The organism is Allobosea sp. (genome assembly GCF_030694325.1).
Classification (GTDB): Bacteria; Pseudomonadota; Alphaproteobacteria; order Rhizobiales; family Beijerinckiaceae; genus Allobosea.
The window spans coordinates 1-20732 of record NZ_JAUXYO010000168.1; the positions used below are offsets into that span (position 1 = coordinate 1).

The window sequence follows — 20732 nt, forward strand, 5'->3', positions numbered from 1 at the left end:
CGGCGCTCGCGGCGATGACCGAGGATCGCGACAGCGAGCGCCTGCGGGCGGACGCGCTCGCGTCGCGGACGGCTCAGGCGGAGGCCGGGCTGGCCGCGGCGGACGCCCGCTCCGTTTCGGCCGGCTTGGAGGCGGCGCGCATCGAGACGCAGCTCGCGCAGGAGGTCGCAGCCCATGCAGCCGAGCGGGAGGCGCGGCAGGCGCTGGCATTGGAACTGGCCGAAGCGCGGGCGGCCGGCGAGGCGCAATCCGAAGGCGCGAGCCGCGAGATCGCCACGCTGCGGGCGGATTTGAGGACCCGCGACGGGCAGATCGAGACCGTTCATGCCGAACTCCAGACGCTGCAGGGCGCGCTCGAGCAGTCGCGCGCCGAGCGGGCGCGGCTGAAGCGCGAGCTGGCCGAGGTCCGCAAGGTCGGCGCGGTCGCGCCGGCTCCCGACGCGGAGGCGAACGCCGCATTGAGGCGCGAGATCATGGCCGTCGCCGAGCGGCTGATGAACCTGCCGCCACAGCAGGAAGCGGCCGAGTAGCAGGCCGGCCGCGAAAACGCCTTTCCCCCGGCGGCGATCATGCTCTAGGAAGGCGCGCCCGCGCCCCGACGTCCGCAGCCCTGCCGAGATGGTCCACGCCCCGTGACTGACATACGCTACGATCTGCTCTGCATCGGTGAGCCGCTGGGCGAGTTCAACGCCACCCGCGCCGAGAGCGGCGCGTTCCAGTTCGGCCATGGCGGCGACACCTCGAACTGCGCCATCGCTGCGGCGCGTCAGGGCGCGAAGACGGCTTATCTCGGCGCGCTCGGCGACGATATGGCCGGTCGCTCGATCCGCGATCTCTGGCGCCGCGAGGGCGTCGACGACAGCCATGTGCCGACGCATCCAAGCGCGCCGACGGGGCTCTATTTCGTCGATCACGGCCCGTCCGGCCATGTCTTCTCCTATCTGCGCGCCGGCTCCGCCGCGAGCCTGATGGGGCCGCGCGACGTGCCCCGCGATCTGATCGCATCCGTGCGAATCGTGCAGGCGTCGGGCATCAGCCAGGCGATCTCGGCCTCGGCCTGCGACGCGGTCTTCGAGGCTTTCGCGATGGCGCGCGAGGCCGGCGTGACCACCGCCTACGACACCAATCTGCGCCTCAAGCTCTGGCCGCTGACCCGCGCCAAGGCGATCATCAACGCGGCCTGCGGCATGGCCGACATCGTGCTGCCGGGCTATGACGACGCCACCCAACTCACCGGCCTGACCGATGCCGACGCCATCGCCGATTTCTATTTGCGGCTGGGTGCCAAGATTGTGGCGCTGACGCTCGGACATGAGGGCTCGCTGGTCGCGACGCCGGAGCGCCGCGAGCGGCTGGTGCCGATCGCGGTGGACGCCGTCGACGCCACCGGCGCCGGCGACTGCTATGACGGGGCCTTCCTCGCCGAATACATCCGCACCGGCGACGCTTTTGCCGCCGGAGCCTACGCCAATGTCGCCGCGGCCCTCTCTACCCAGGGCTTCAGCGCGGTGGCCCCCCTGCCGCGCCGCGCCGAGGTCGAGGCGCGGATGGCTCTCGAAGCTGCCCGTTGACCTCTGCACCCCGCCGTCATCCTGGGCGACCGAAGGTCGTCCCGGGATCCATCATAGGGCATCGACAGAGCCCTATGATGGATCCCGGAGCTGCGCCGCTGCGCGGCTTGTCCAGGATGACGCGGCGTTTCCTTGGAAAATCATCATGATCGAAGTGAAGAAGGCAACGCAATGAGCATTCCGGTTCTGGAAACGGCGGGCGCGCTGCTCGCTCGCTACGACGTGCTGATCAGCGATGTCTGGGGCGTGGTGCATGACGGCGTCTGGGCGCTGCCGCCGGCCTGCGAGGCGCTGACGCGCTATCGCGAGCAGGGCGGGTCGGTGGTGCTGCTGTCGAATGCGCCGAGCCCCTCCGAGCAGGTGGCCGACCTCCTCGACAAGAAGCGGGTGCCGCGCGACTGCTGGGATCGGCTGATCACCTCGGGCGACGTCACACGCTCGCTCATCGCCGAGAGCCACCACCGCAAGATCTTCCATATCGGCTGGCAGAGCGACCGTACGGTTTTCGACCGGGCAGATGTCGAGCTGGTCTCGGAGGACGAGGCCGATCTCGTCGTTGCCACCGAGCTCAACGACTATCGCACCGAGCAGCCCGAGCAGTACCGGCCGCTGCTGGAGCGTTTCGCGGCGCGCGGGCTGCCCTTCATCTGCGGCAATCCCGATCTCGTCGTCCATGTCGGGCATGATCTCCTGCCCTGTGCCGGCTCGCTCGCGCTGATCTACGAGGAGTTGGGCGGCAGCGTCGCCTATGCCGGCAAGCCCTATCGCCCGGCCTATGATCTCGCTTTGGAGGCAGCGCGAAGCGCGCGCGGCGGCCATCCGGTCGATCCGGCCAACGTGCTGGTCATCGGCGATGCGGTCCGCACCGATCTCGCCGGCGCGCGACTGATGGGCTTCGACAGCCTGTTCATCGCCGGCGGCATCCACCGCGACGAGACGATGCGCGACGGGATGCTCGACCCCGCGGGTCTCGAAAGCGTGCTGGCGGGCAACCCGATCAAGCCGGTCGCCGCGATGGCGGCGCTGGCATAACGGCAGTCAGGTCTCCGACCCGATCACCGGATGATGCGGCGCGCATTCGCGCCGCATCTGCCCCTTGAGCCGGGGGTCGTCATCGACCTCGACGCCGCGCTTGAACACGGTGAATCCCGAGCGCTGGTAGAATTCCGGCGCGGAGGGATGGTCGAGCGTGCAGGTGTGGACCCAGAAGCGGGCGATCGGCTTGGCCCAGGCCAGCGCCAGGGCTCGGTTCATCAGCCAGCGCCCGGCGCCCTGCCCCAGCACCGCCTCGTCGAGGCCGAAGAAGGCGAGCTCCGCCTCGCCGGCCACGCGGAAATCCAGTTCGAGCAGGCCCATATCGGCGCCTTCGCGGCGGACCATAAAGGTCTCGACGGCTGGGTCGGCGAGGATGGCCGCGACCTCGGCCCGCGGCTTCACCAGCCGGCTGAACCACATCCAGCGCTCGCCCAGCCGCCGGTATAGGGCGAGATAGCGGTCGAGTTCGTCAGTGCCGAGCCGCTCCAGCGCAAAGCCCTCCAGCCCCGGCGGGTCGCGCCGCTCGGGCGGCCTTGCGAACATCTCCAGCGAGGTGACGATGGCGGCGATCTTGCCGGGCGGCAGGTCGGTCGTGCCGGTGAGGCTGATGGTCAGGGTCTGGGTCATGTCGGCCTGGTCGAAGGAATGGGGACCGGCGCCGGCGGGATTCGGCTGGCGCCCTGCCGCGATCATGACATGATCGGGGCGGAGACATCACCTCATGACGATGCGGTATCAGCCGGCGGGGACAGGTGGGGGCGGCCTCGGACTGGCGCGTCTCGTAGTCGCGCTTGCCATCATGCTGCTCGCCGTTCTGCCGCATGCAACGCTGGCCTCGAGCCATGCCGCGCCTGCCGCCGGACCTGCGCAGCCGCACCACAAAACCACGGCGAAGGCCAAACCCTGCCATGAGGAGGCCGGCCGGCACGACGCAGCGCCGGCTACCCCCGAGCGCGCCATGCCCTCCTGCTGCATTCTCGGCTGCGGCCTGCTGGCCCAGGCCCCTGCCCTGCCGATCGCCAGCGCTCCGGTCGGCTGGCGCAGGCTCGTTCCCGCGGCGGCGACGGCCAAACCCGAACGGACACCCGAGCCGGCGGAGCGCCCGCCGCGGCGCATCCCGGCCTGAACCCTTCCGCCCTTTTTCGTCTCGAGGGAGCCGCGCACCCGGCCTTCGCGCCAACGCGGCCTCCCGTCCCTATCGAGGACCACTCATGACAGGTTTTGTTTCCACCCGCCTCGCCCTCGGGCTCGGCGTCGCGCTCGCTTTCGGAGGCACGGCTCTCGCCCAGCAGCATCACGGCCACGGCTCCCATGCCGGCCACGGCGCGCCTGCCGCGAAGGCGGGCGACAGCGCCGCCACCGCTGCCTACAAGGCCGCCAACGCCAAGATGCACAAGGACATGGACATCGCCTTCACCGGCGATGCCGACGCCGATTTCGTGCGCGGCATGATCCCGCATCACCAGGGCGCGATCGATATGGCCAGGGTCGTGCTCGCCCATGGCAAGGACCCGGCGCTGAAGAAGCTTGCGACCGGCATCATCGCCGAACAGGAGAAGGAGATCGCGATGATGCGCGAATGGCTCAAGGCCAACGGCAGATAGCGAGCGACGACGCGGCAGGCGGCGACGACGCCGCTTGCCCTTCCCCCGGACCGCTGGCACACAGGCTGCACCGACGGCTCTGCGCCGCCCGTTTCGCCTCGTCCCAAGCCCCTCGCAGCCCGCGGGTCTCATGAAACGCTATCTCGATTATCTGTGGCCGCTGATCGGGCTCGTCGCGGTCGTCTGGTCGGTCGACCTGCTCTGGGACAAGCTCAAGACCGAGGCCGGCACGGATGCCGCCATCGAGGCGCTGCTCGAGCAAGGCGGCTTCTGGGACAATCTGCGCATCGTCGCCAGCCGCATCGGCCAGAAGATCGCGGTGATCCCCCCGGAGGCCTTCTTCCACGCGGCGCTCGCCACCCTCGTCGCCTATGCGGCGCTGGCCTGGTACGACCGCATCGCCCTGCTCCATCTCGGCAAGGAGAAGGGCATCTCCTGGCTCTACATCTCCGTCTGTTCCTTCGTCACCTACGCGCTGTCGCACAATATCGGCGCCTCGGTGTTCTCCGGCGGCATGGTGCGCTTCCGCGCCTACACCGCCAAGGGCCTCACCGTCGGCGAGGTCGCCGTGCTGGTGGCACTCTGCTCCTTCACCTTCGCCTTCGGGACGATCCTGCTGATGGGCCTCGTCCTGCTCTACGAGCCCGAGATCCTGCGCCCGCTCGGGCGGCTTTCGCCCTGGTTCGCGATCGGCGACAACGGCGCCCGCCTGATCGGCGTCGCCATGCTCGGCTTCGTCGCGCTCTACACGATCGGTTCCTGGCTGAAATTCAGGCCGTTCCGGGTGGGCAAGCTCGAGATCATCTATCCGCGTCTGCCGATCGTCTTCCGGCAATATCTCGCGGCCCCGATCGAATTGGCGGGCGCCGCCGGCATCATCTATTTCGCGCTGCCGGAGCAGGGCAATCCGGGCTTCATGATCGTCCTCGGCGCCTTCCTGCTCTCCTTCTCGGCCGGGCTGCTCAGCCAGGTGCCGGGCGGCGTCGGCGTGATGGAGGCGGTCTTCCTCGCGGTCATGCCGGGCATGCCGGCGCCGGCCGTTTTCGCGGCGCTGCTGGTCTGGCGGATGTTCTACCTGATCATCCCGCTGGTGATCTCGCTGCCGGTGGTGCTGGCCTTCGAGCGCGCCCAGCTCAAGCGCAACACCCGCATCGCCCCGCCGCCCTAGCATCGGCCCGAAAAACGCGAACCGGTTTTCGCAGCCAGCCGATGCGCGAGAAAACCTGTCAGCGCCTCAGCGCGATCGCGGCGGCGGCGAACATCAGCACCGCGCCGACCCCTTCAGCCCAGCCGAAGGGCTCGTCCAGCACGACGATGCCGGCCGCGACCGCGATCACCGGGCTGACGAAGGCATAGAGCCCGGCGCGGAACGCACCCCACTGGTGCAGCAGTCTGACGTAGATGGTGAAGCCGATCAGCGAGCCACCGACGACCAGCGTCGCCATCGCCGGCCAAACCGGCCAGGTCAGCAGCGCCCTCAGATGCTCCGGCCCGACCGGCTCCAGCGCCAGCGAAATGCCGACGAGGCCCAGCGCGCCGATCACCGTCTGCCAGCCGGCCAGCGCCAGGATCGGCATGGCCGGTGCGATCGCCCGGGTCAGGACAGCCCCGACGCAGTAGAGCAGCGTGCCGAAGGCGACCGCGGCCAGCCCCCAGAGTTCAAGCGGGTTCCCCGTCGCAGCCGCAGCGCCAGCCTGCATCCGGCTGGCGAAGAGGAAGCCGAGACCGACCGCGCCGAGCAGGATCGCCACGATGCGCGACCCGCTGATGGGCGTGCCCTCGATCACGCGGCTCGCCAGCAGAGAATAGACCGGGATCGTCGCCATGTTGACCACCGCCGCCAGCCCGCTCGGCGCATGGGCGATGCCCCAGAACAGGAAGGCGTAGTTGCCTGTGTTGACGAGCAGCCCGGTGCCGATCAACCGCGGCATGGCGGCGCGCGGCACCCTGAAGGCGTCGCGCGCCGCCCAGACCAGCATCAGCGCCCCGGCGATCGAGAACCGCACCGTGGCGAGGAAGATCGGCGGCGCATGCTCGGCGGCGATCTTGATCGGCAGGAAGGTGACGCCCCAGACGAGGCACATCATCACGAAGAAGACGGCGTTGCGCGACATGCCAACCGCTTAGCCGTGGCCGGCAAGGCTGACCATTGCACCGCCGACATCGGCGCCCCGTGGAAATGCGCGCCGTCCGCGGCGGCTCAGACGGTGCCGACCGTCTTCAGCCGCACGCGCGGATGGATCTCCGCCTGCGACAGCACCGGCGTCTCGCGCCGGAAGCGCTCGATGATCTGGCGGACGAAGGGCCGGGCCATCCCGGAGGTCACGAGCGCCGGCATCTCCCCCATGCGCGCCGCATCCTCGAACTTGTCGCGCACCTGATGGACGAACTCCTGCAGCCGCGAGGGCTGCATGGCGAGATGGCGGTCCTCGCCCTGGCCGATGATGGACTCCGCGAAGACGCTCTCCCAGGCCGGCGAGAGCGTGATGATCGGCAGATGGCCCTGGGCGTTGGAGAACTGCGCGCAGATCTGGCGGGCGAGGCGCATGCGCACATGCTCGGCGATGTCGCGCGGATTCTTCAGCCCCCCGGCCGCCTCGGCGATGCCTTCGACGATGGTGGCGAGGTCGCGGATCGAGATGCGCTCGGAGAGCAGGATCTGCAGCACGCGCTGGATGCCCGTCGTCGAGATCTGGCTTGGCACGATCTCCTTGAGCAGGTCGGCATGGTCCTTCGACAGCTCGCGCAGCAGCTTCTGGACCTCGCCATGCGAGAGCAGCTCCGGCATGTGCGACTTCAGCACCTCTGTGAGGTGGGTCGAGATCACCGTCGCCGCGTCCACCACCGTGTAGCCGCGCAGCTGGGCCTCGTCCTGGAGCGCACCGTCGATCCACGTCGCCGGCAGGCCGAAGGTCGGCTCCAGCACGTTGTGGCCGGGCAGGTTCACGCTGCCGCCCATCGGGTCCATCGCCATGTACTGACCGGCATAGACGATGCCGTGTCCGGCATCGATCTCCTTGATCTTGATGTAGTAGTGGTTCGCCTCGAGCTGGACGTTGTCGACGATCCGGACCGCCGGCATGACGAAGCCGAGCTCGGCGGCGAGCTGGCGACGCAGCGCCCGCACCTGGTCGGTCAGCCTGTCCTGACCGCCGGCCGAATTGACCAGCGGCAGCAGGCCGTAGCCGATCTCGATCTTGAGCTCGTCGAGCTTGAGCAGGTCGTTGAGGGTTTCCTCCTTCGGCGTCCCGTCGGCCTGCAGCGGCGAGGCCGCCTCGGCCGCCTCGGCGACCTCGGTCTCCCTGGCCTTGGCCAGCCGCCCGAAATGCCGCGCGAGCCAGGCCGAGCCGAGAGCCAGCGCCATGAAGGGCAGCATCGGGATGCCGGGCAGGACGGCGATCAGCGCCATCACCGCCGCCGACATGCCGAGCGCCTTGGGATAGCCCGAGAGCTGCTTGCCGAGTGCCTTGTCGGCCGCGCCGCGCACGCCGGACTTCGAGACGAGCAGGCCGGCCGCGGTCGAGACGATCAGCGCGGGGATCTGGCTGACGAGACCGTCGCCGACCGTCAGCTGGGTGTAGTTGCGGGCCGCGTCGCCGAAGCTCATGCCCTGCTGCGCGACGCCGATGATGATGCCGCCGAGCACGTTGATGAAGGTGATCAACAGGCCGGCGATGGCGTCGCCACGGACGAATTTCGAGGCGCCGTCCATCGAACCGAAGAAGTTCGCCTCGTCCTCCAGAGCCTTGCGCCGGGTCTTGGCGACCTCCTGGTCGATCAGCCCCGCCGAGAGATCGGCGTCGATCGCCATCTGCTTGCCCGGCATCGCATCAAGGGCGAAGCGGGCCGCAACCTCGGCGATGCGGCCCGAGCCCTTCGTGATGACGACGAAATTGACGATGATCAGGATGGTGAAGACGATCACCCCGATCACGAAATTGCCGCTCATCACGAAATTGCCGAAGGCCTCGATGACATGGCCGGCAGCGGCGCCGCCCTCGTGGCCATGGGCCAGGATCAGCCGTGTCGAGGCGAGGTTGAGCGACAGCCTGAGCATCGTGACGATCAGCAGGACGGTCGGGAAGGCCGAGAACTCCAGCGGCTCCTCGATGAACAGCGCCGTCATCAGCACGAGCACAGACAGGATGATCGAGAGCGCCAGCAGCAGATCGAGCAGCACCCCCGGCAGCGGAAAGATGAGCACCACCAGGATGCCCATGACGCCGATCGCCAGGAACAGGTCCGGGCGGTTGAGGAGCTTCCCCATCGCCCCGCGGCTCATGTCGAAGCCGCCGCCTCCGCCTGCCGTCACATCGGTCATCGACCAGCCTGCTCCCAGCGCGGACACACAACCCGCAACCCGGCAATTCTTGCCGGGCTTATGGTGAACGAGTGGTTAAGGCGCGCAAAGAAACCGGCCCTGGAACCCTTTCCTGAACAGACCGTTAGTGAATGGCCGCGTTATGGCCCCATTCGGCCCGCCCACTCGCGACGGGGTGGATGCACTGGTCTGATCGACCACAAATACTGGAGAATGACTTTGAATAGACGTTCATTCGTAATGAGCCTTTTCGGTGGCCTGGCTGCCGCGAGCCTGGGTGGCATTGCCCTTTCCCATGCGGCGGGGCCGGAAGTCCCGGCGACCGCGGGCGATCTCGACGCCGCCATGAAGGCAGGTTTGGACAAGGCCGATGCGGACTTCAGCCAGGTCGTCGTTCGCGAACGCGTCGTCCGCCGTCGCGGCCCCTATCGGCGTCCGGTCGTGCGCGAGCGCGTCATCGTCAGGCGCCGTCCGCGGCGCTACCGCCGCCCGGTCGTGGTCCGGCGCCGCGTCATCGTGCGCTGAGGCTACCGGGGCGACGGCGCGAGCCGTCGCCCTTCTTGCATCCGGAGGAAGCCGCCGGCATGACCTCGCCAGCCACGCTGCCGATACCGCCCGATATGCCGACGGTTGCGACCCGGATCCCGGCCCGGCTGGACCGCCTGCCCTGGTCGCCCTTCCACACCCTCGTGGTGGTTGCACTCGGCGTCACCTGGATCCTGGATGGGCTGGAGGTCACGCTCGCCGGGTCCGTCTCGGGCGCTCTGAAGGAAAGCCCGGCACTGCGCTTCACCAACACCGAGATCGGCATGGCGGGCGCCGCCTATATCGCCGGCGCGGTGCTTGGCGCCCTGTTCTTCGGCTGGCTGACCGACCGGCTCGGCCGCAAGAAGCTCTTCACGATCACGGTTCTGGTCTATCTCGCAGCGACCGCGGCGACGGCCTTCTCCTGGAATTTCTGGAGCTTCATCATCTTCCGGTTCTTCACCGGAATGGGAATCGGCGGTGAGTACACCGCGATCAATTCGACCATCCAGGAACTGGTCCCGGCCCGTGTGCGCGGCTGGGTCGACCTCGTCATCAACGGCTCCTTCTGGATCGGCGCGGCGCTGGGCGCGATCGGCGCCATCGTCCTGCTCGACCCGGCCGTGATCGATCCCGAGATCGGCTGGCGGCTGGCCTTCTTCATCGGCTCGGCGCTCGGCCTGATCATCCTGTTTCTCAGGCGATGGATTCCCGAAAGTCCACGCTGGCTCATCGGCCATGGCCGCGTCGACGAGGCCGAGGCCATCGTCGCGTCCATCGAGGCTCGCGCCGGCGTAATGCACCGGCCGGACGAGGATCTCGCTGTGACCCATCTGCGTCCGCGGCGCGTGACGCCCCTGCGCGAGGTCTTCGCCGTGCTCTTCGTGGTCCACCGGCAGCGGTCGCTGGTGGGCCTGGCGCTGATGGTATCGCAAGCCTTCTTCTACAACGCGATCTTCTTCACCTACGCCCTCATCCTCACGGATTTCTACCAGGTCCCGGCTCAAGAGATCGGCTGGTTCATCCTGCCCTTCGCTGCCGGCAACTTCCTCGGCCCCCTGATCCTCGGGCGCCTGTTCGACACCGTGGGACGCCGGATCATGATCGCGACGACCTATGCCGTCTCGGGCGTGCTGCTGACGGGAACGGGTTATCTGTTCTGGCGGGACCTGCTCACCGCACAGCAGCTCACCCTGTGCTGGAGCGTCGTGTTCTTCTTCGCCTCGGCCGCGGCGAGCTCGGCCTATCTGACGGTCAGCGAGACCTTCCCCGTCGAGATGCGGGCGCTGGCGATCGCCGCCTTCTATGCCGTCGGGACCGGCGCCGGCGGCGTCGCCGGCCCCTGGCTGTTCGGCATCCTGATCGACACCGGCTCGCGCGCCAGCGTGTTCGGCGGCTATCTGTTCGGGGCCGCGCTGATGCTCGCGGCCGCCTTCATCGCCGCTCGCTACGCGATCAGGGCCGAGCGCCAGCCGCTGGAACGCATCGCCCGCCCTCTCAACGCCGTGGATTGATGCCGGCGGCGGGTCACCGCCCGGACCGGCACGATTCATCCCAAACGGAACAAATCATCATTCGAATGCATTATTCGGAACCGCTGCTCTGGCCCTAGGATGACGGGAGAGATGTGGCGAGCAACCCTCGGAGGATGTCGTGGATAGACGTTCGTTTCTGGTGACACTGATCGGCGGCATCGCTGCCGCGAGCATCGGCGGCATGGCCGTCGCAGAGGCCGCACAGCCCAAGGCCGCGCCTGCGCCCGGCCCGACTCCCGCCCGCGACGACGAAGCAGTCACGGCCGAGATGGCCGACGCGCTCGACAAGAGCGAGGCGGATTACAGCCAGTACTATTATTATCGCCGCCGCCCCCGCTATTACGCGCGGCCCCGCTATTACCGCCGTCCCCCGGTCTACTACCGCCCGCGCGCCTATTACCGGCCGCGCCGGTACTATCGCGGCCGTTACTGGTAGGCCGTCTGCTCACTGGCCGGGCGCATCGCTCACACGGCGTTGACGCGCGCCTGGCCGGGCTCGGCGACGGCGATCCCCGCCGAGGTGTATTCGCTGAGTTTGTTGCGAAGCGTGCGGATCGAGATCCCGAGGATCTTGGCCGCATGCGTGCGGTTGCCGAGGCAATGGTCGAGCGTGTCGAGGATCAACTCGCGCTCGACATCGGCGACCGTGTGGCCGACGAGCGAGCGGGTCACCGCTTCCGCCGTCTGCGCGGCCCGGGCCGCGCTGTCGCGCCCTGACGCGGGACCGAGCGTCTCACCCTCCGGAGTCAGGACGGCTTCGGCGCCGATTTCGCTGCCCCGCGCCAGCAGCACCGCGCGGTGGATCGTGTTCTCCAGCTCGCGGACGTTGCCGCGCCAGCCGTTCGACAGCAAAAGCTTGCGCGCGTCAGCGGCGATCGGACGGATCGGCACGCCGTTGAGTTCGGCGTATTTCCGCGCGAAGTGATCGGCCAGGGCGAGGATGTCACCCGGGCGCTCGCGCAGCGCCGGCAGCCGCAGATGCACGACGTTGAGGCGGTAGAACAGGTCTTCCCGGAACGAGCCCTCCCGGACCGCGTCGCCGAGATTGCGGTTCGATGTGGCGATGATGCGCAGATCGACCTTGACCGGCGTCGTGCCGCCGACGCGGTCAATCATGCGCTCCTGCAGGGCGCGCAGCAGCTTGGCCTGGAGCCGGACGTCCATCTCGGAAATTTCGTCGAGCAGCAGCGTCCCGCCATTGGCCTCCTCGAACTTGCCGATGCGGCGCGCGATCGCGCCGGTGAAGGCGCCCTTCTCATGGCCGAACAGCTCGGATTCGAGCAGGTTGTCGGGGATCGCCGCGCAGTTCACCGCCACGAACGGCCTATCCTTGCGCAGCGACTTCTGATGCAGGTGACGCGCGATCACCTCCTTGCCGGTGCCGCTCTCCCCGGTCACCAGAACCGGCGCGTCCGAACGGGCGACCTGGGCCGCTAGTTGAACGACGCGCTCCATCGCCGGATCCTTCCAGATCAGGCTCGACTGGTCGGCGGCGACGGCCTCCAGCACGGCCGCGATCAGTTCGGGATCGGGCGGCAGCGGCACGTATTCGCGCGCCCCGGCCTGGATCGCCGCCACGGCAGCCCGCGCATCGGTCGAGGTGCCGCAGGCCACGATCGGGGTGCGGATGCGCTCGGCCTCCAGCGCGGCGACGAACTGCGCCACCGGCAGCGCGACTTCGACCATCAGGAGATCGGCGCCCTTGGCGCGCAGCACCGCGAGCGTCTGCTCGAGCCCCTCCGTATGCGTGACGTTGGCGCCATGCGCGATGGCGATCTTGGCGGCCGCGATGAGTTGTCCCTTGAGACCGCCGGCAATGATGAGGCGCATGGCTCAGGCCCTTCTGCGTGAAGACGTGGCGAGCGGTCCGGCCATCACCGGTCCGCCTTGATGATTTCGGTCATGGTCACGCCGAGGCGATCCTCGACGACCACGACCTCGCCGCGGGCGACGAGGCGCTCGTTGACGAAGATGTCGATCGCCTCGCCGACGCGCCGGTCGAGTTCCAGGACGGCGCCCGGCACGATCTGCAGCAGATCGCCGATCGCGATCTTGGACGACCCCAGCACGGCCGAGACGTTGACCGGCACGTCGAAGACCTGCTCGAGATCCTCGGCCGTCTTGACCGGGATCGGGCCCGACCGCGCCACCGAGGCGTCGTTGTTGTCGAAGGACAAATCCGCCGGGTTCAGCGGCGGCAGCTTGAGGTCGTTGTCGGCGCTCATCGCTCAATCCTCACTGCGCGGGCGGCCGGAAGCCGGGGAAGGCGGTCGCGACCGCCTGGTCCACCAGCTGCTTCAGCCGATCCGCCTCGATGACGAAACCGCCATCGGCCCATTCGATGCGCCCGTCCCCAGGCGCGATGTCCGGTTCGCCGAGCACCACCAGGCGGCCGGCAAAGCCCATTTCCTGAGCCAGACGCTTGATCAGCCCCTCCGCCGCCTCGACGGCCGCGTCATTGACCCGCATCACCAGATGAGGCGCCTGCCGCGCCTGCGCGAGGCACTCCCGCAGGCCGTTCTCGAGCGCGGCGAGGGGACGCTCGTCGAGGGCGGCCCCCGCCAGAGCCTTCGCCGCGACGATGGCGACGTAAGCGGCTCTCGCCTCGACCTCGGCCGCATGCGCGGCCTCCTGCGCGACGAGGCGCTCTGCCGAACGGGCGAGCTGGGCGAGCAGCCCGTTCAACTGGCCCTGCTCCTCCCGGCGCCCCTCCTCGCGCCCGAGGGCGATCCCTTCGGCCCGCGCCGCCGCGACCTCGGCCTCGCCCGCGGCGCGCCGTCCGCCTTCGCGGAAATCAGTCCCGAACGTGAATTTCGTGGCGGTGTTCATCGTCAATAGACCAACTCGTCTTCGGAATTGCCCTTGGACAGGATGATCTCGCCCTTGTCGGCGAGGTCCTTGGTCAGCGTGACCAGCTTCGTCTGGGCCTCGTCGACCTCCTTGAGGCGCAGCGGCCCGAGACCCTGCATGTCGTCCTGCATGTTCTTGACCGCGCGCTGGGACATCGCGCTGAAGAAGAAGTCCCGCATGGTCTCGCTCGCGCCCTTGAGCGCACGGGCCAGCGTGTCCTTGTCGACCTGACGCATCAGCGTCTGCAGCCCGGCCGGATCGAGCTTGGAAAGATCCTCGAAGGTGAACATGAGCGCCCGGATGCGCGCGGCCGATTCCTGGTTGGAAGCGTCGAGGGCGGAAAGGAAGCGCATCTCGGTCTGGCGGTCGAAGCCGTTGAAGATCTCCGCCATCATCTCGTGGGGGTCGCGGCGGCGCGTCTGGGTCAGCGTCGCGACGAACTCGGTGCGCAGCGTGTTCTCGATATGGTCGAGAGCCTCCTTCTGCACCGATTCCAGCCGGAGCATCCGCCCGACAACCTCGATCGAGAGATCGTTGGGCAGATTGCGCAACACATTGGCGGAGTGCTCGGGACGGATCTTGGAGAGGATCACGGCGATCGTCTGCGGGTACTCGTTCTTCAGGAAGTTGGCGAGAACCACGGCGTCGATGTTGCCGAGCTTCTGCCACATGTTGCGCCCGGCCGGACCACGGATCTCCTCCATGATCATGGCGACCTGGTCGCCGGGCAGGATCTTCTCGAGCAGCGAGATCGTCCGGTCGAAGGAGCCGGTGACGGCGCCGGCACTCGACAGCTTGCCGACGAAATCCAGCATCAGCCGCTCGACATCGTCGGAATCGACCGTGCCGAGCTCCGCCATGGCGCGGGTGATGATGCGGATTTCCTCGTCGTCGAATTCCGACCAGATGTTCTTGCCGTGCTCTTCCCCGAGAACGAGCAGGATGACGGCGGCCCTCTGCGGCCCGGTCATCTCGTCGATGTTGGTGACGCCGATGCCGCCACCCTCGATGGCACCGTCGTCGCGGCTGCCCGCATTTCGCGTCGCGATGGAACGTGGTTCGGCCATGGCTCAGTGACCCGTCATGCCGCGGCTTTTTCGTGGATCCAGGTCCGCAGCACCGCGACGCTGTCCGCCGGGTTCTGCGCGACCATCTGACCGATCTTCTCGACCGACTGCGCCTTGAGCTGCCCCTTGATCTGCGCGACGGCGAGCATCCGCTCCGACGGCAGATCGACATGGATCGGGTCGCTGTCGCCGACGGTGGCGAGGGTGCGTGCGCCGGCCGGGTCGCCCGTGGACTCGGGCCCGGCGATCGCCACGCCATTGCGCATGAACATCGGCAGCGCCCGTCCCGCAGCGGCCGGCTCGGGCGCCAGAACCTGCTTGAGGAGCGGCCGGACGACGACCATGAGGACGATCAGCGTCAGCAGGGCAATCACGCCGACCTCAGCAAAACGAACCATATCCTCCTTGGTGAAGGAGAGCAGCTGCTGCATCAGGCTCTGCTCGACGAGATCGGTCACCGTCGGCGGCGCCTCGGCAAAGCGCAGGTTGATCACCTCGAGCTTGTCGCCCCGGGCCTCGTCGAAGCCCGCCGCGGTCCGCACCAGCTGGCCGATCCGCTCGATATCCTCGTTGCTGCGCGGCTGGTAGGTCACCTCGCCATTGGCGCCGCGGGTGTAGGTGCCGTCGACCAGCACCGCGACCGAGAGCCGCTTGACGCGCCCGCCCTCCAGGACTTCGGTGCGCGTGGTGCGGGAGATCTCGTAATTGACGACCTCCTCGTTCTTCTGGGAGTTGTCGCGGGGGGCGTTGCCGCCCTGCCCCGGCTGGGCACCGGGGAGCTCGTTGCCGACGGTGACGGCCCCGCCGCCCTCCGAGGTGGTCGAGGCCTCGGTGCGGTTCTGGCTGGAGCGGACCACGCGGCTCTCGGGATCGAAAGTCTCGGAGCGGCTCTCGATGCGATTGACGTCGAGCGCCGCCGAGACCTGAACCCGGGCGCGGCCATGGCCGACGATGCTGGCGACGATATCCTCGATCTGGAGCTTGAGCCGGCGCTCGATACCGACCTGGCGCTCCTCGATGCCGAGCCCCGCGACGCCGTTTTCCGACTGGGCGCCGTCGGCCAGCAGGCGGCCGCGCTCGTCGACGATCGAGACCCGCTCGGGCTTCAGCCCATCGACGGCCGAGGAGACGAGATGGCGAATGGCGCGGACTTGCGCGGCATCGAGGTCTCCCGCCAGCTTGAGCGCGATCGAGGCGCGCGGCGGCTCGCGGTCGCGTTCGAACAGGCGCTTCTCCGGGATGACGAGATGCACGCGAGCGGCCTGGACGCGGCTGATCGAGCGGATGGTGCGCGACAGCTCGCCCTCTAGGGCGCGCATGTGGTTGATGTTCTGGACGAAGCTGGTCGAGGAGAAGGCGTCGCCCTTGTCGAAGATCTCGTAGCCGACACCGCCGCCTGCCGGAATGCCCTTGCTGGCGAGATCGAGCCGCAGCCGAGCGACGGTCGACTTGTCGACGAGGATGGTCTGGCCGTCGCCGCGCAGCTCGTATTTGACGCCTCGCGTGTCCAGATCCTTAAGGATCGCGCTGACGTCCGACGAGTTGAGGTCCGAGAACAGCACGCCCATGGCCGGCTGCGACATGCGCAGCATGACGAAGCCGAAGAAGCCGACCAGCACGAGAGTGACCGCCAGCATGGCCGCCAGGCGGGCCGCCCCGAAGCGCGAGAACTGTTCGACGATGCCGCTCACGCCGCTATCCGTTTCACAAAGCCGTCCTGCCCGCTCCTGATCGCGGGTCACTAGGCAAGTTTTTCCCGGTGCGTGGTTAGCGCCCGGTTAATTTTTGCCGGGCCGTCGTTAAAGATTGTGGTTGGGGGCTGAGCAGGCTGGTCGGAAACGGCCGTCGGGAACGCGAAAGGCGCCGGTCCGGGGACCGACGCCTTGCAGGATTTTCGCGGCCTTTGGCGGCGATTATTGGCGGTAATGCTGGATCCGTGTGGTCCGCAGCCCCGCGAGACCGTGCTGGTCGATCGACATCTGCCAGCTCAGGAATTCATCCACCGTCAGGGTGTAGCGCTGGCAGGCTTCTTCGAGGCTGAGCAGGCCGCCGCGCACCGCGGCGACGACCTCTGCCTTGCGCCGGATCACCCAGCGGCGGGTATTCATCGGTGGGAGGTCCGCGATCGTCAGCGGACTTCCGTCCGGTCCGATCACGTATTTCACCCGCGGTCGCAAAGGCTCGGTCATGGTACACTCACACAACTCAACAGAGCTACTTGTGATGAGCATAGGGCCACCGCTTTAAGAATTGCCTAAGGCGAAAGCGCTGGGTTTCGTCATCGGTGATTCGTTCTCACGGGGCCCGGACGACGCTCTTGACCTTGTCGAGCGGCACGGAGATCGCACCGATCTTCAGCATCGGGATCGACCCGGTGAAATCGACGCCGTCGACCACGCCGCTGATCTTCGTCGTGGCTGTCATGGCGGCGCCCGTCGTATCCTTGGCATCGATCGTGATGGTGTATTCGCCATCCGGCGCCTTCTGCGCCGTCGAGGTCGTGCCGTCCCAGCTATAGATCTGGTCGCCCGCGGTCAGGGTCTTGGTCAGGGTCTGAACGACGCTGCCCTTCGAATCCTTGATCGTGATCGTGGCCAGTCCACCGCGCGGTGCGTTGATCTGCCATTCGGCCTTGTCCTTCTCCAGGCGCGTGGTCGCGCCATCGGTGGAGATGGTCGTGCCCATGAAGCCCACCGCGTTCGTCGCCGTGCCCGCCGCGTTCAGGCTGAGCAGCGAGGTCAGCGTCTCATTGGTCCGCAACTGCTGCTCGACGCCGGCGAACTGCACGAGCTGCTGCGTGAACTGGTTGGTGTCGAGCGGATCGAGAGGCGACTGGTTCTTGAGCTGCGTCGTCAGCAGCGTCAGGAACTGGTCGAAATTCTGCGCGATCGCAGCCCCGCCCGACACGGTGCTGGTGCTGGCCGTGCTGGTGCTGGTCGAACTGCTGGTGTTGGAGATCGCCATGGCGCTCCTCCTTGAATCAGACGCTCATGTCCACGCCGCCGAGCCGCACGAAGCGGCGCAGGGGCGCGGATGACGTCACGATGGGGGTGTCTTCGGCGGAATCGGCTTGGCTTCCGGAGCCACGCGAACGCTGCGGCGCCTCGTCCTGCTGGCGCGGGTGGCGGAAGCCGGACTGGTCGGAAGGGTCGCGCAGGCTGATGTCGACTCCGGCATCGGAGGGTTTCAGGCCGGCCTGCTCGAAGGCGCGCTCGAGCGTGCGCGCATCGCGCTGCAGCAGATGCAGCGTCTCGACGCGGTCCACGACCATCTTTGCGCTGACCTCGCCCGTGTCGGAGATCGAGAGCGTGACATCGACGCGACCGAGCTCGCCGGGATCCAGCCGGATGTCGAATTGGCGCGCTCCGGCCAGGGCCTTGAGGCCGATCTCGATCGGCAGGACATGGAGCGGCGTCGGCGGGCCCTCCGCGGCCGCCTGTCCTTGTGGATGGCTCGGCGGGGCGATGATCGGATCCGGCATGGTCATCAGGCGCAACGGATCGGGCCGGGCCGCGCCCTGCTGCGGCTGCACCGACGAATCGATGGCGTTCAGCAGTTGCTCGAACCGCTCCGCCGGCTTGCTCTCGGCTGCCGCGACGGGCTGGGACGCCGCGCCGCCTTCGGCCTTGGCCAGCTTGTCCAGCCCTTCGGCCTGAGCCTGCGGCAGGGCCTCGCCCTTGGGTGCGTCACCGGTCTCGGCCGCCACCAGCGACAGATGGGGTTGCCCGGCGGTGCCCGGCCGCATCGGCAGGCGCTCGATGCCCTGCCCAGGCGTACCCGGCTCCGCAGCCTCGGCGCCGGACTGAACGGTAAGCCCGCCGGCGGTGGCGCTGGCCGCGGCGAGGGCCGCCGTCTGCACGGCCAGAGCGGCTGCATCGGCCTGTGTCGTCTGATTCCGCCCCTCGCCGATGGTTGTCGCGCCGTTCGCCGCCGCGGCAGGCGGCTCGGGCGTAGCGGGGGCGGGAGCGAGCGCAGCAAGGACCGGAACGGGCATCGGCACGGCAGTTTCGGGCGAAGTGGCCGTCGCCCCCTCGCCCGCCTTCGCCTCCTCGCCGCCTTCGGGTGCGGTTGCCGCTTTCGGCTTGCCCGTCGGCATCGGCAGCATTTCGCCCGCGACCAGCGAGGGATCGACCGGCGCGGCCGGCTGCGCCTGGCTCTCGCCCTCGGCGGCGGCTGCGATGCTGACGAGTGCCGCGATGTCGAGCTTCGGCGCCGTCGGCCCACCCGACGGCAGGACCTCGCTGGGCACGGCGCGGGGCTTGCCGGGCTCGGCGAGCGGTGACCTGCCGGACGCCGGCTTCGCGACCTCCTCGGCTCCGGTGCTCTCGTCGGCGGCAGCGTTCTCGGCGCGGCTCTCGGTCGCGGTCTGGGTTCGCGCGCTTCGATCGTCGCTGGCGGGCGGCGTCTCCGGTGCGTCGCGGGCGGCCTGATCCGCCGCCGGCGCGGAATCCCTGCGGGTGTCGCGGCTGGCCGTCCGCGTGTCGGAAACCGGCTCGTCCGGCGGCAGGGCGAAGCTCTCGCGCGCCGTATCGGCGTCGCGATCGGCGATGCGCCGACGCGCGGCCGCGCCGTCAGCGGCAGAAGGGGAACTCGACAGGGGCTGTATCGACATCGTCTCGTCCGCAACACGGGCGCAGAACGCCCCTGCGGCTCTTGCAGCAATGCCCGGGCCAGGATCGAATTGAATGAAATCAGATGGTTGCAAGAACGCAGACCAGCGGGCCGCGGCAAGATCGGCCGCTTCGGGGCCGCGGGGCGGCAGCTTTTGCCCATCGCGGCTGGCCGCGGCGTGCCAAAACCGGTATAGAGCCCGCGTCTCGCCTCCCCCGCCGCAGGACCGCCCCGCTTTCGATGACCGCGCCCCGCAACTCCCTCGACATCGCCAAGCCGCCTGCGGCCACGCGCGTCGTGGCTGCAATGTCGGGCGGCGTCGATTCCTCGGTCGTGGCGGCCCTGCTGAAGCGCGAGGGCTATGACGTCGTTGGCGTGACGCTGCAGCTCTACGACCATGGCGCCGCCGTCCACCGCGCCGGAGCCTGCTGCGCCGGGCAGGACATCCATGACGCGCGCCGCGTCGCCGAGCAGATCGGCATTCCCCATTACGTCCTCGATTACGAGAACCGCTTCCGCGACGCCGTGATCGAGCGCTTCGCCGAGAGCTACCTCGCCGGCGAGACGCCGATCCCTTGCGTCGAGTGCAACCGCACGGTGAAGTTCCAGGACCTTCTGGGGCTCGCCCGCGAACTCGGCGCCGACGCGCTGGCGACGGGCCATTACGTCGTCGCCCGCGAGTTGGCCGATGGCCACCGCGGCCTGTTCCGCGCCGCCGATGCCAGCCGCGACCAGAGCTATTTCCTCTATGCCACGACGCAGGAGCAGCTCGACCTGCTGCGCTTTCCGCTGGGCCATATCGACAAGGCGCAGACCCGCGCGCTCGCCGCCGAGCTCGGGCTCGGCATCGCCGACAAGCCCGACAGCCAGGACATCTGCTTCGTCCCCAATGGCCGCTATGCCGACGTGATCGAGCGGCTGAAGCCGGGCGCGGCGCGTCCGGGCGAGATCGTCCATCTCGACGGCCGGGTGCTCGGCCGCCATGAGGGCGTGCTGCGCTTCACGGTCGGGCAGCGCAAGGGCCTGGGCCTGAGCACGCCGGAGCCGCTCTATGTGCTGCGGCTCGACGCCGACGCCGCCCGCGTCATCGTCGGCCCGCGCGAGGCGCTCAACGTCCGCGAGGTCCGCCTGCGCGATCTCAACTGGCTCGGCGAGACGCCGCTCGACGCGCTGCCGCCGGAAGGCCTCGACGTCGCCGTGCGCGTGCGCTCGACGAGGCCCCCGCGCGAGGCGCGGCTGCTGCGCGACGCAGCGGGGCTCAAGGTCGAACTCGCCACCGACGAAGAGGGCGTCTCGCCCGGCCAGGCCTGCGTCATCTATGCCGATGCCGGCCAAGGCGCCCGCGTGCTCGGCGGCGGCACCATCATCCGCCCCGAATTGCGGATGCCGCAGGCGCGGCCGACCGCCGACCTCGCCCTCTCCTGACGCCGGCCACCCGGCTCCTCTTCGTCCATCCTGCTCGCGAGCCGCTCCATGCCGGTGCCAGACCATCTCGAAAGCCAGAAGCGCGTCTATGCCGTCTGGGCGCGGATCTACGACCGGATCTACCAGAACCTGCTGGCCGGGCCGCAACGCGAGGCCGTGGCCGCCGCCTGCGCCTGCGGGCCCGACAT

At 68.7% G+C, this 20732-nt stretch carries 20 protein-coding genes and 1 pseudogene; 10 read left to right on the forward strand and 11 right to left on the reverse strand.

Features of this window, described 5'->3' with window-relative positions; genetic code table 11:
* The 3 genes and pseudogenes from Q8M82_RS10415 to Q8M82_RS10425 form a co-directional block, all read left to right on the forward strand.
* Window positions 1–530 (forward strand): annotated as a pseudogene (locus Q8M82_RS10415) (hypothetical protein); the annotation flags it as partial.
* 102 nt (window positions 531–632) lie between these two features.
* Complete coding sequence (locus Q8M82_RS10420; protein ID WP_305691295.1) at window positions 633–1571, forward strand: sugar kinase; 939 nt, start codon at window positions 633–635, stop codon at window positions 1569–1571.
* 171 nt (window positions 1572–1742) lie between these two features.
* The gene (locus tag Q8M82_RS10425; RefSeq protein WP_305691296.1) at window positions 1743–2603 is read left to right on the forward strand and encodes a TIGR01459 family HAD-type hydrolase; all 861 of its coding nucleotides are present in this window, start codon (window positions 1743–1745) and stop codon (window positions 2601–2603) included.
* A 6-nt stretch (window positions 2604–2609) separates the two neighbouring features.
* Here Q8M82_RS10425 and Q8M82_RS10430 read toward each other — a convergent pair whose 3' ends face one another.
* Window positions 2610–3299: a GNAT family N-acetyltransferase gene (locus tag Q8M82_RS10430; RefSeq protein WP_371126309.1), complete on the reverse strand. Its 690-nt coding sequence runs from the start codon at window positions 3297–3299 to the stop codon at window positions 2610–2612.
* 28 nt (window positions 3300–3327) lie between these two features.
* On the opposite strand from Q8M82_RS10430, the gene Q8M82_RS10435 reads away from it, so the two are divergent.
* The 3 genes from Q8M82_RS10435 to Q8M82_RS10445 all read left to right on the forward strand — a co-directional run bounded on the left by Q8M82_RS10435 (window position 3328) and on the right by Q8M82_RS10445 (window position 5378).
* Entirely contained in the window at window positions 3328–3732 is a 405-nt protein-coding gene (locus tag Q8M82_RS10435; protein WP_305691297.1) for a DUF2946 family protein, read from the forward strand.
* Window positions 3733–3817: 85 nt separating this feature from the next.
* Window positions 3818–4210, forward strand: coding sequence for a CopM family metallochaperone (gene copM / locus Q8M82_RS10440; RefSeq protein ID WP_305691298.1), 393 nt, complete (start codon window positions 3818–3820; stop codon window positions 4208–4210).
* 130 nt (window positions 4211–4340) lie between these two features.
* Window positions 4341–5378, forward strand: coding sequence for a lysylphosphatidylglycerol synthase transmembrane domain-containing protein (locus Q8M82_RS10445; protein WP_305691299.1), 1038 nt, complete (start codon window positions 4341–4343; stop codon window positions 5376–5378).
* 58 nt (window positions 5379–5436) lie between these two features.
* Here the strand turns inward: Q8M82_RS10445 and Q8M82_RS10450 are convergent, their stop codons facing one another.
* Together Q8M82_RS10450 and flhA are read right to left on the reverse strand one after the other, a co-directional pair.
* Window positions 5437–6324: a DMT family transporter gene (locus tag Q8M82_RS10450; protein ID WP_305691300.1), complete on the reverse strand. Its 888-nt coding sequence runs from the start codon at window positions 6322–6324 to the stop codon at window positions 5437–5439.
* 86 nt (window positions 6325–6410) lie between these two features.
* Complete coding sequence (flhA, locus tag Q8M82_RS10455; RefSeq protein ID WP_305691312.1) at window positions 6411–8492, reverse strand: flagellar biosynthesis protein FlhA; 2082 nt, start codon at window positions 8490–8492, stop codon at window positions 6411–6413.
* A gap of 384 nt (window positions 8493–8876) precedes the next feature.
* Between flhA and Q8M82_RS10460 the strand changes: the two genes are divergently transcribed.
* From Q8M82_RS10460 to Q8M82_RS10470, 3 genes are all read left to right on the forward strand, one after another.
* Window positions 8877–9056, forward strand: a complete 180-nt coding sequence (locus Q8M82_RS10460; protein ID WP_305691301.1) for a hypothetical protein — start codon at window positions 8877–8879, stop codon at window positions 9054–9056.
* A gap of 59 nt (window positions 9057–9115) precedes the next feature.
* Window positions 9116–10570, forward strand: a complete 1455-nt coding sequence (locus tag Q8M82_RS10465) for an MFS transporter (protein ID WP_305691302.1) — start codon at window positions 9116–9118, stop codon at window positions 10568–10570.
* A gap of 139 nt (window positions 10571–10709) precedes the next feature.
* Window positions 10710–11027 carry a hypothetical protein gene (locus Q8M82_RS10470; protein WP_305691303.1) on the forward strand — a complete coding sequence of 106 codons (318 nt, stop codon included), beginning with the start codon at window positions 10710–10712 and terminating at the stop codon, window positions 11025–11027.
* A 29-nt stretch (window positions 11028–11056) separates the two neighbouring features.
* Here Q8M82_RS10470 and flbD read toward each other — a convergent pair whose 3' ends face one another.
* The 8 genes from flbD to Q8M82_RS10510 all read right to left on the reverse strand — a co-directional run bounded on the left by flbD (window position 11057) and on the right by Q8M82_RS10510 (window position 19120).
* Window positions 11057–12421 (reverse strand): sigma-54-dependent transcriptional regulator FlbD, encoded by a 1365-nt coding sequence (gene flbD, locus Q8M82_RS10475; RefSeq protein ID WP_305691304.1) that lies wholly within the window; start codon window positions 12419–12421, stop codon window positions 11057–11059.
* 44 nt (window positions 12422–12465) lie between these two features.
* A complete protein-coding gene (fliN, locus tag Q8M82_RS10480; protein ID WP_305691305.1) occupies window positions 12466–12816 on the reverse strand; it encodes a flagellar motor switch protein FliN in 351 nt (116 codons plus the stop codon).
* Window positions 12817–12826: 10 nt separating this feature from the next.
* Window positions 12827–13426, reverse strand: coding sequence for a FliH/SctL family protein (locus Q8M82_RS10485; RefSeq protein ID WP_371126310.1), 600 nt, complete (start codon window positions 13424–13426; stop codon window positions 12827–12829).
* Entirely contained in the window at window positions 13423–14508 is a 1086-nt protein-coding gene (gene fliG, locus Q8M82_RS10490) for a flagellar motor switch protein FliG (RefSeq protein ID WP_305691306.1), read from the reverse strand. The genes Q8M82_RS10485 and fliG overlap by 4 nt, the downstream gene beginning before the upstream one ends.
* A 14-nt stretch (window positions 14509–14522) precedes the next feature.
* Complete coding sequence (gene fliF, locus Q8M82_RS10495) at window positions 14523–16199, reverse strand: flagellar basal-body MS-ring/collar protein FliF (protein ID WP_305691307.1); 1677 nt, start codon at window positions 16197–16199, stop codon at window positions 14523–14525.
* A gap of 222 nt (window positions 16200–16421) precedes the next feature.
* Complete coding sequence (gene sciP / locus Q8M82_RS10500) at window positions 16422–16697, reverse strand: CtrA inhibitor SciP (protein WP_038359348.1); 276 nt, start codon at window positions 16695–16697, stop codon at window positions 16422–16424.
* Between the two features lie 106 nt (window positions 16698–16803).
* Window positions 16804–17472: a flagellar hook assembly protein FlgD gene (locus Q8M82_RS10505; protein ID WP_305691308.1), complete on the reverse strand. Its 669-nt coding sequence runs from the start codon at window positions 17470–17472 to the stop codon at window positions 16804–16806.
* Between the two features lie 16 nt (window positions 17473–17488).
* Window positions 17489–19120, reverse strand: a complete 1632-nt coding sequence (locus Q8M82_RS10510; RefSeq protein WP_305691309.1) for a flagellar hook-length control protein FliK — start codon at window positions 19118–19120, stop codon at window positions 17489–17491.
* A 239-nt stretch (window positions 19121–19359) separates the two neighbouring features.
* Here Q8M82_RS10510 and mnmA point away from each other — a divergent pair, with 239 nt between their 5' ends.
* A complete protein-coding gene (mnmA, locus tag Q8M82_RS10515; protein ID WP_305691310.1) occupies window positions 19360–20544 on the forward strand; it encodes a tRNA 2-thiouridine(34) synthase MnmA in 1185 nt (394 codons plus the stop codon).
* Window positions 20545–20732: the final 188 nt, after the last annotated feature.

Bases quoted from the DNA above. Each gene is read 5' to 3' on its own strand.
- Q8M82_RS10510 (WP_305691309.1), bottom strand. From the start codon at position 19,120: ATGTCGATACAGCCCCTGTCGAGTTCCCCTTCTGCCGCTGACGGCGCG.
- sciP (WP_038359348.1), bottom strand. From the start codon at position 16,697: ATGACCGAGCCTTTGCGACCGCGGGTGAAATACGTGATCGGACCGGAC.
- Q8M82_RS10425 (WP_305691296.1), top strand. From the start codon at position 1,743: ATGAGCATTCCGGTTCTGGAAACGGCGGGCGCGCTGCTCGCTCGCTAC.
- Q8M82_RS10505 (WP_305691308.1), bottom strand. From the start codon at position 17,472: ATGGCGATCTCCAACACCAGCAGTTCGACCAGCACCAGCACGGCCAGC.
- fliG (WP_305691306.1), bottom strand. From the start codon at position 14,508: ATGGCCGAACCACGTTCCATCGCGACGCGAAATGCGGGCAGCCGCGAC.
- Q8M82_RS10445 (WP_305691299.1), top strand. From the start codon at position 4,341: ATGAAACGCTATCTCGATTATCTGTGGCCGCTGATCGGGCTCGTCGCG.
- Q8M82_RS10465 (WP_305691302.1), top strand. From the start codon at position 9,116: ATGACCTCGCCAGCCACGCTGCCGATACCGCCCGATATGCCGACGGTT.
- Q8M82_RS10450 (WP_305691300.1), bottom strand. From the start codon at position 6,324: ATGTCGCGCAACGCCGTCTTCTTCGTGATGATGTGCCTCGTCTGGGGC.
- flhA (WP_305691312.1), bottom strand. From the start codon at position 8,492: ATGAGCCGCGGGGCGATGGGGAAGCTCCTCAACCGCCCGGACCTGTTC.
- mnmA (WP_305691310.1), top strand. From the start codon at position 19,360: ATGACCGCGCCCCGCAACTCCCTCGACATCGCCAAGCCGCCTGCGGCC.
- fliN (WP_305691305.1), bottom strand. From the start codon at position 12,816: ATGAGCGCCGACAACGACCTCAAGCTGCCGCCGCTGAACCCGGCGGAT.
- Q8M82_RS10430 (WP_371126309.1), bottom strand. From the start codon at position 3,299: ATGATCGCGGCAGGGCGCCAGCCGAATCCCGCCGGCGCCGGTCCCCAT.
- flbD (WP_305691304.1), bottom strand. From the start codon at position 12,421: ATGCGCCTCATCATTGCCGGCGGTCTCAAGGGACAACTCATCGCGGCC.
- Q8M82_RS10435 (WP_305691297.1), top strand. From the start codon at position 3,328: ATGACGATGCGGTATCAGCCGGCGGGGACAGGTGGGGGCGGCCTCGGA.
- copM (WP_305691298.1), top strand. From the start codon at position 3,818: ATGACAGGTTTTGTTTCCACCCGCCTCGCCCTCGGGCTCGGCGTCGCG.
- Q8M82_RS10460 (WP_305691301.1), top strand. From the start codon at position 8,877: ATGAAGGCAGGTTTGGACAAGGCCGATGCGGACTTCAGCCAGGTCGTC.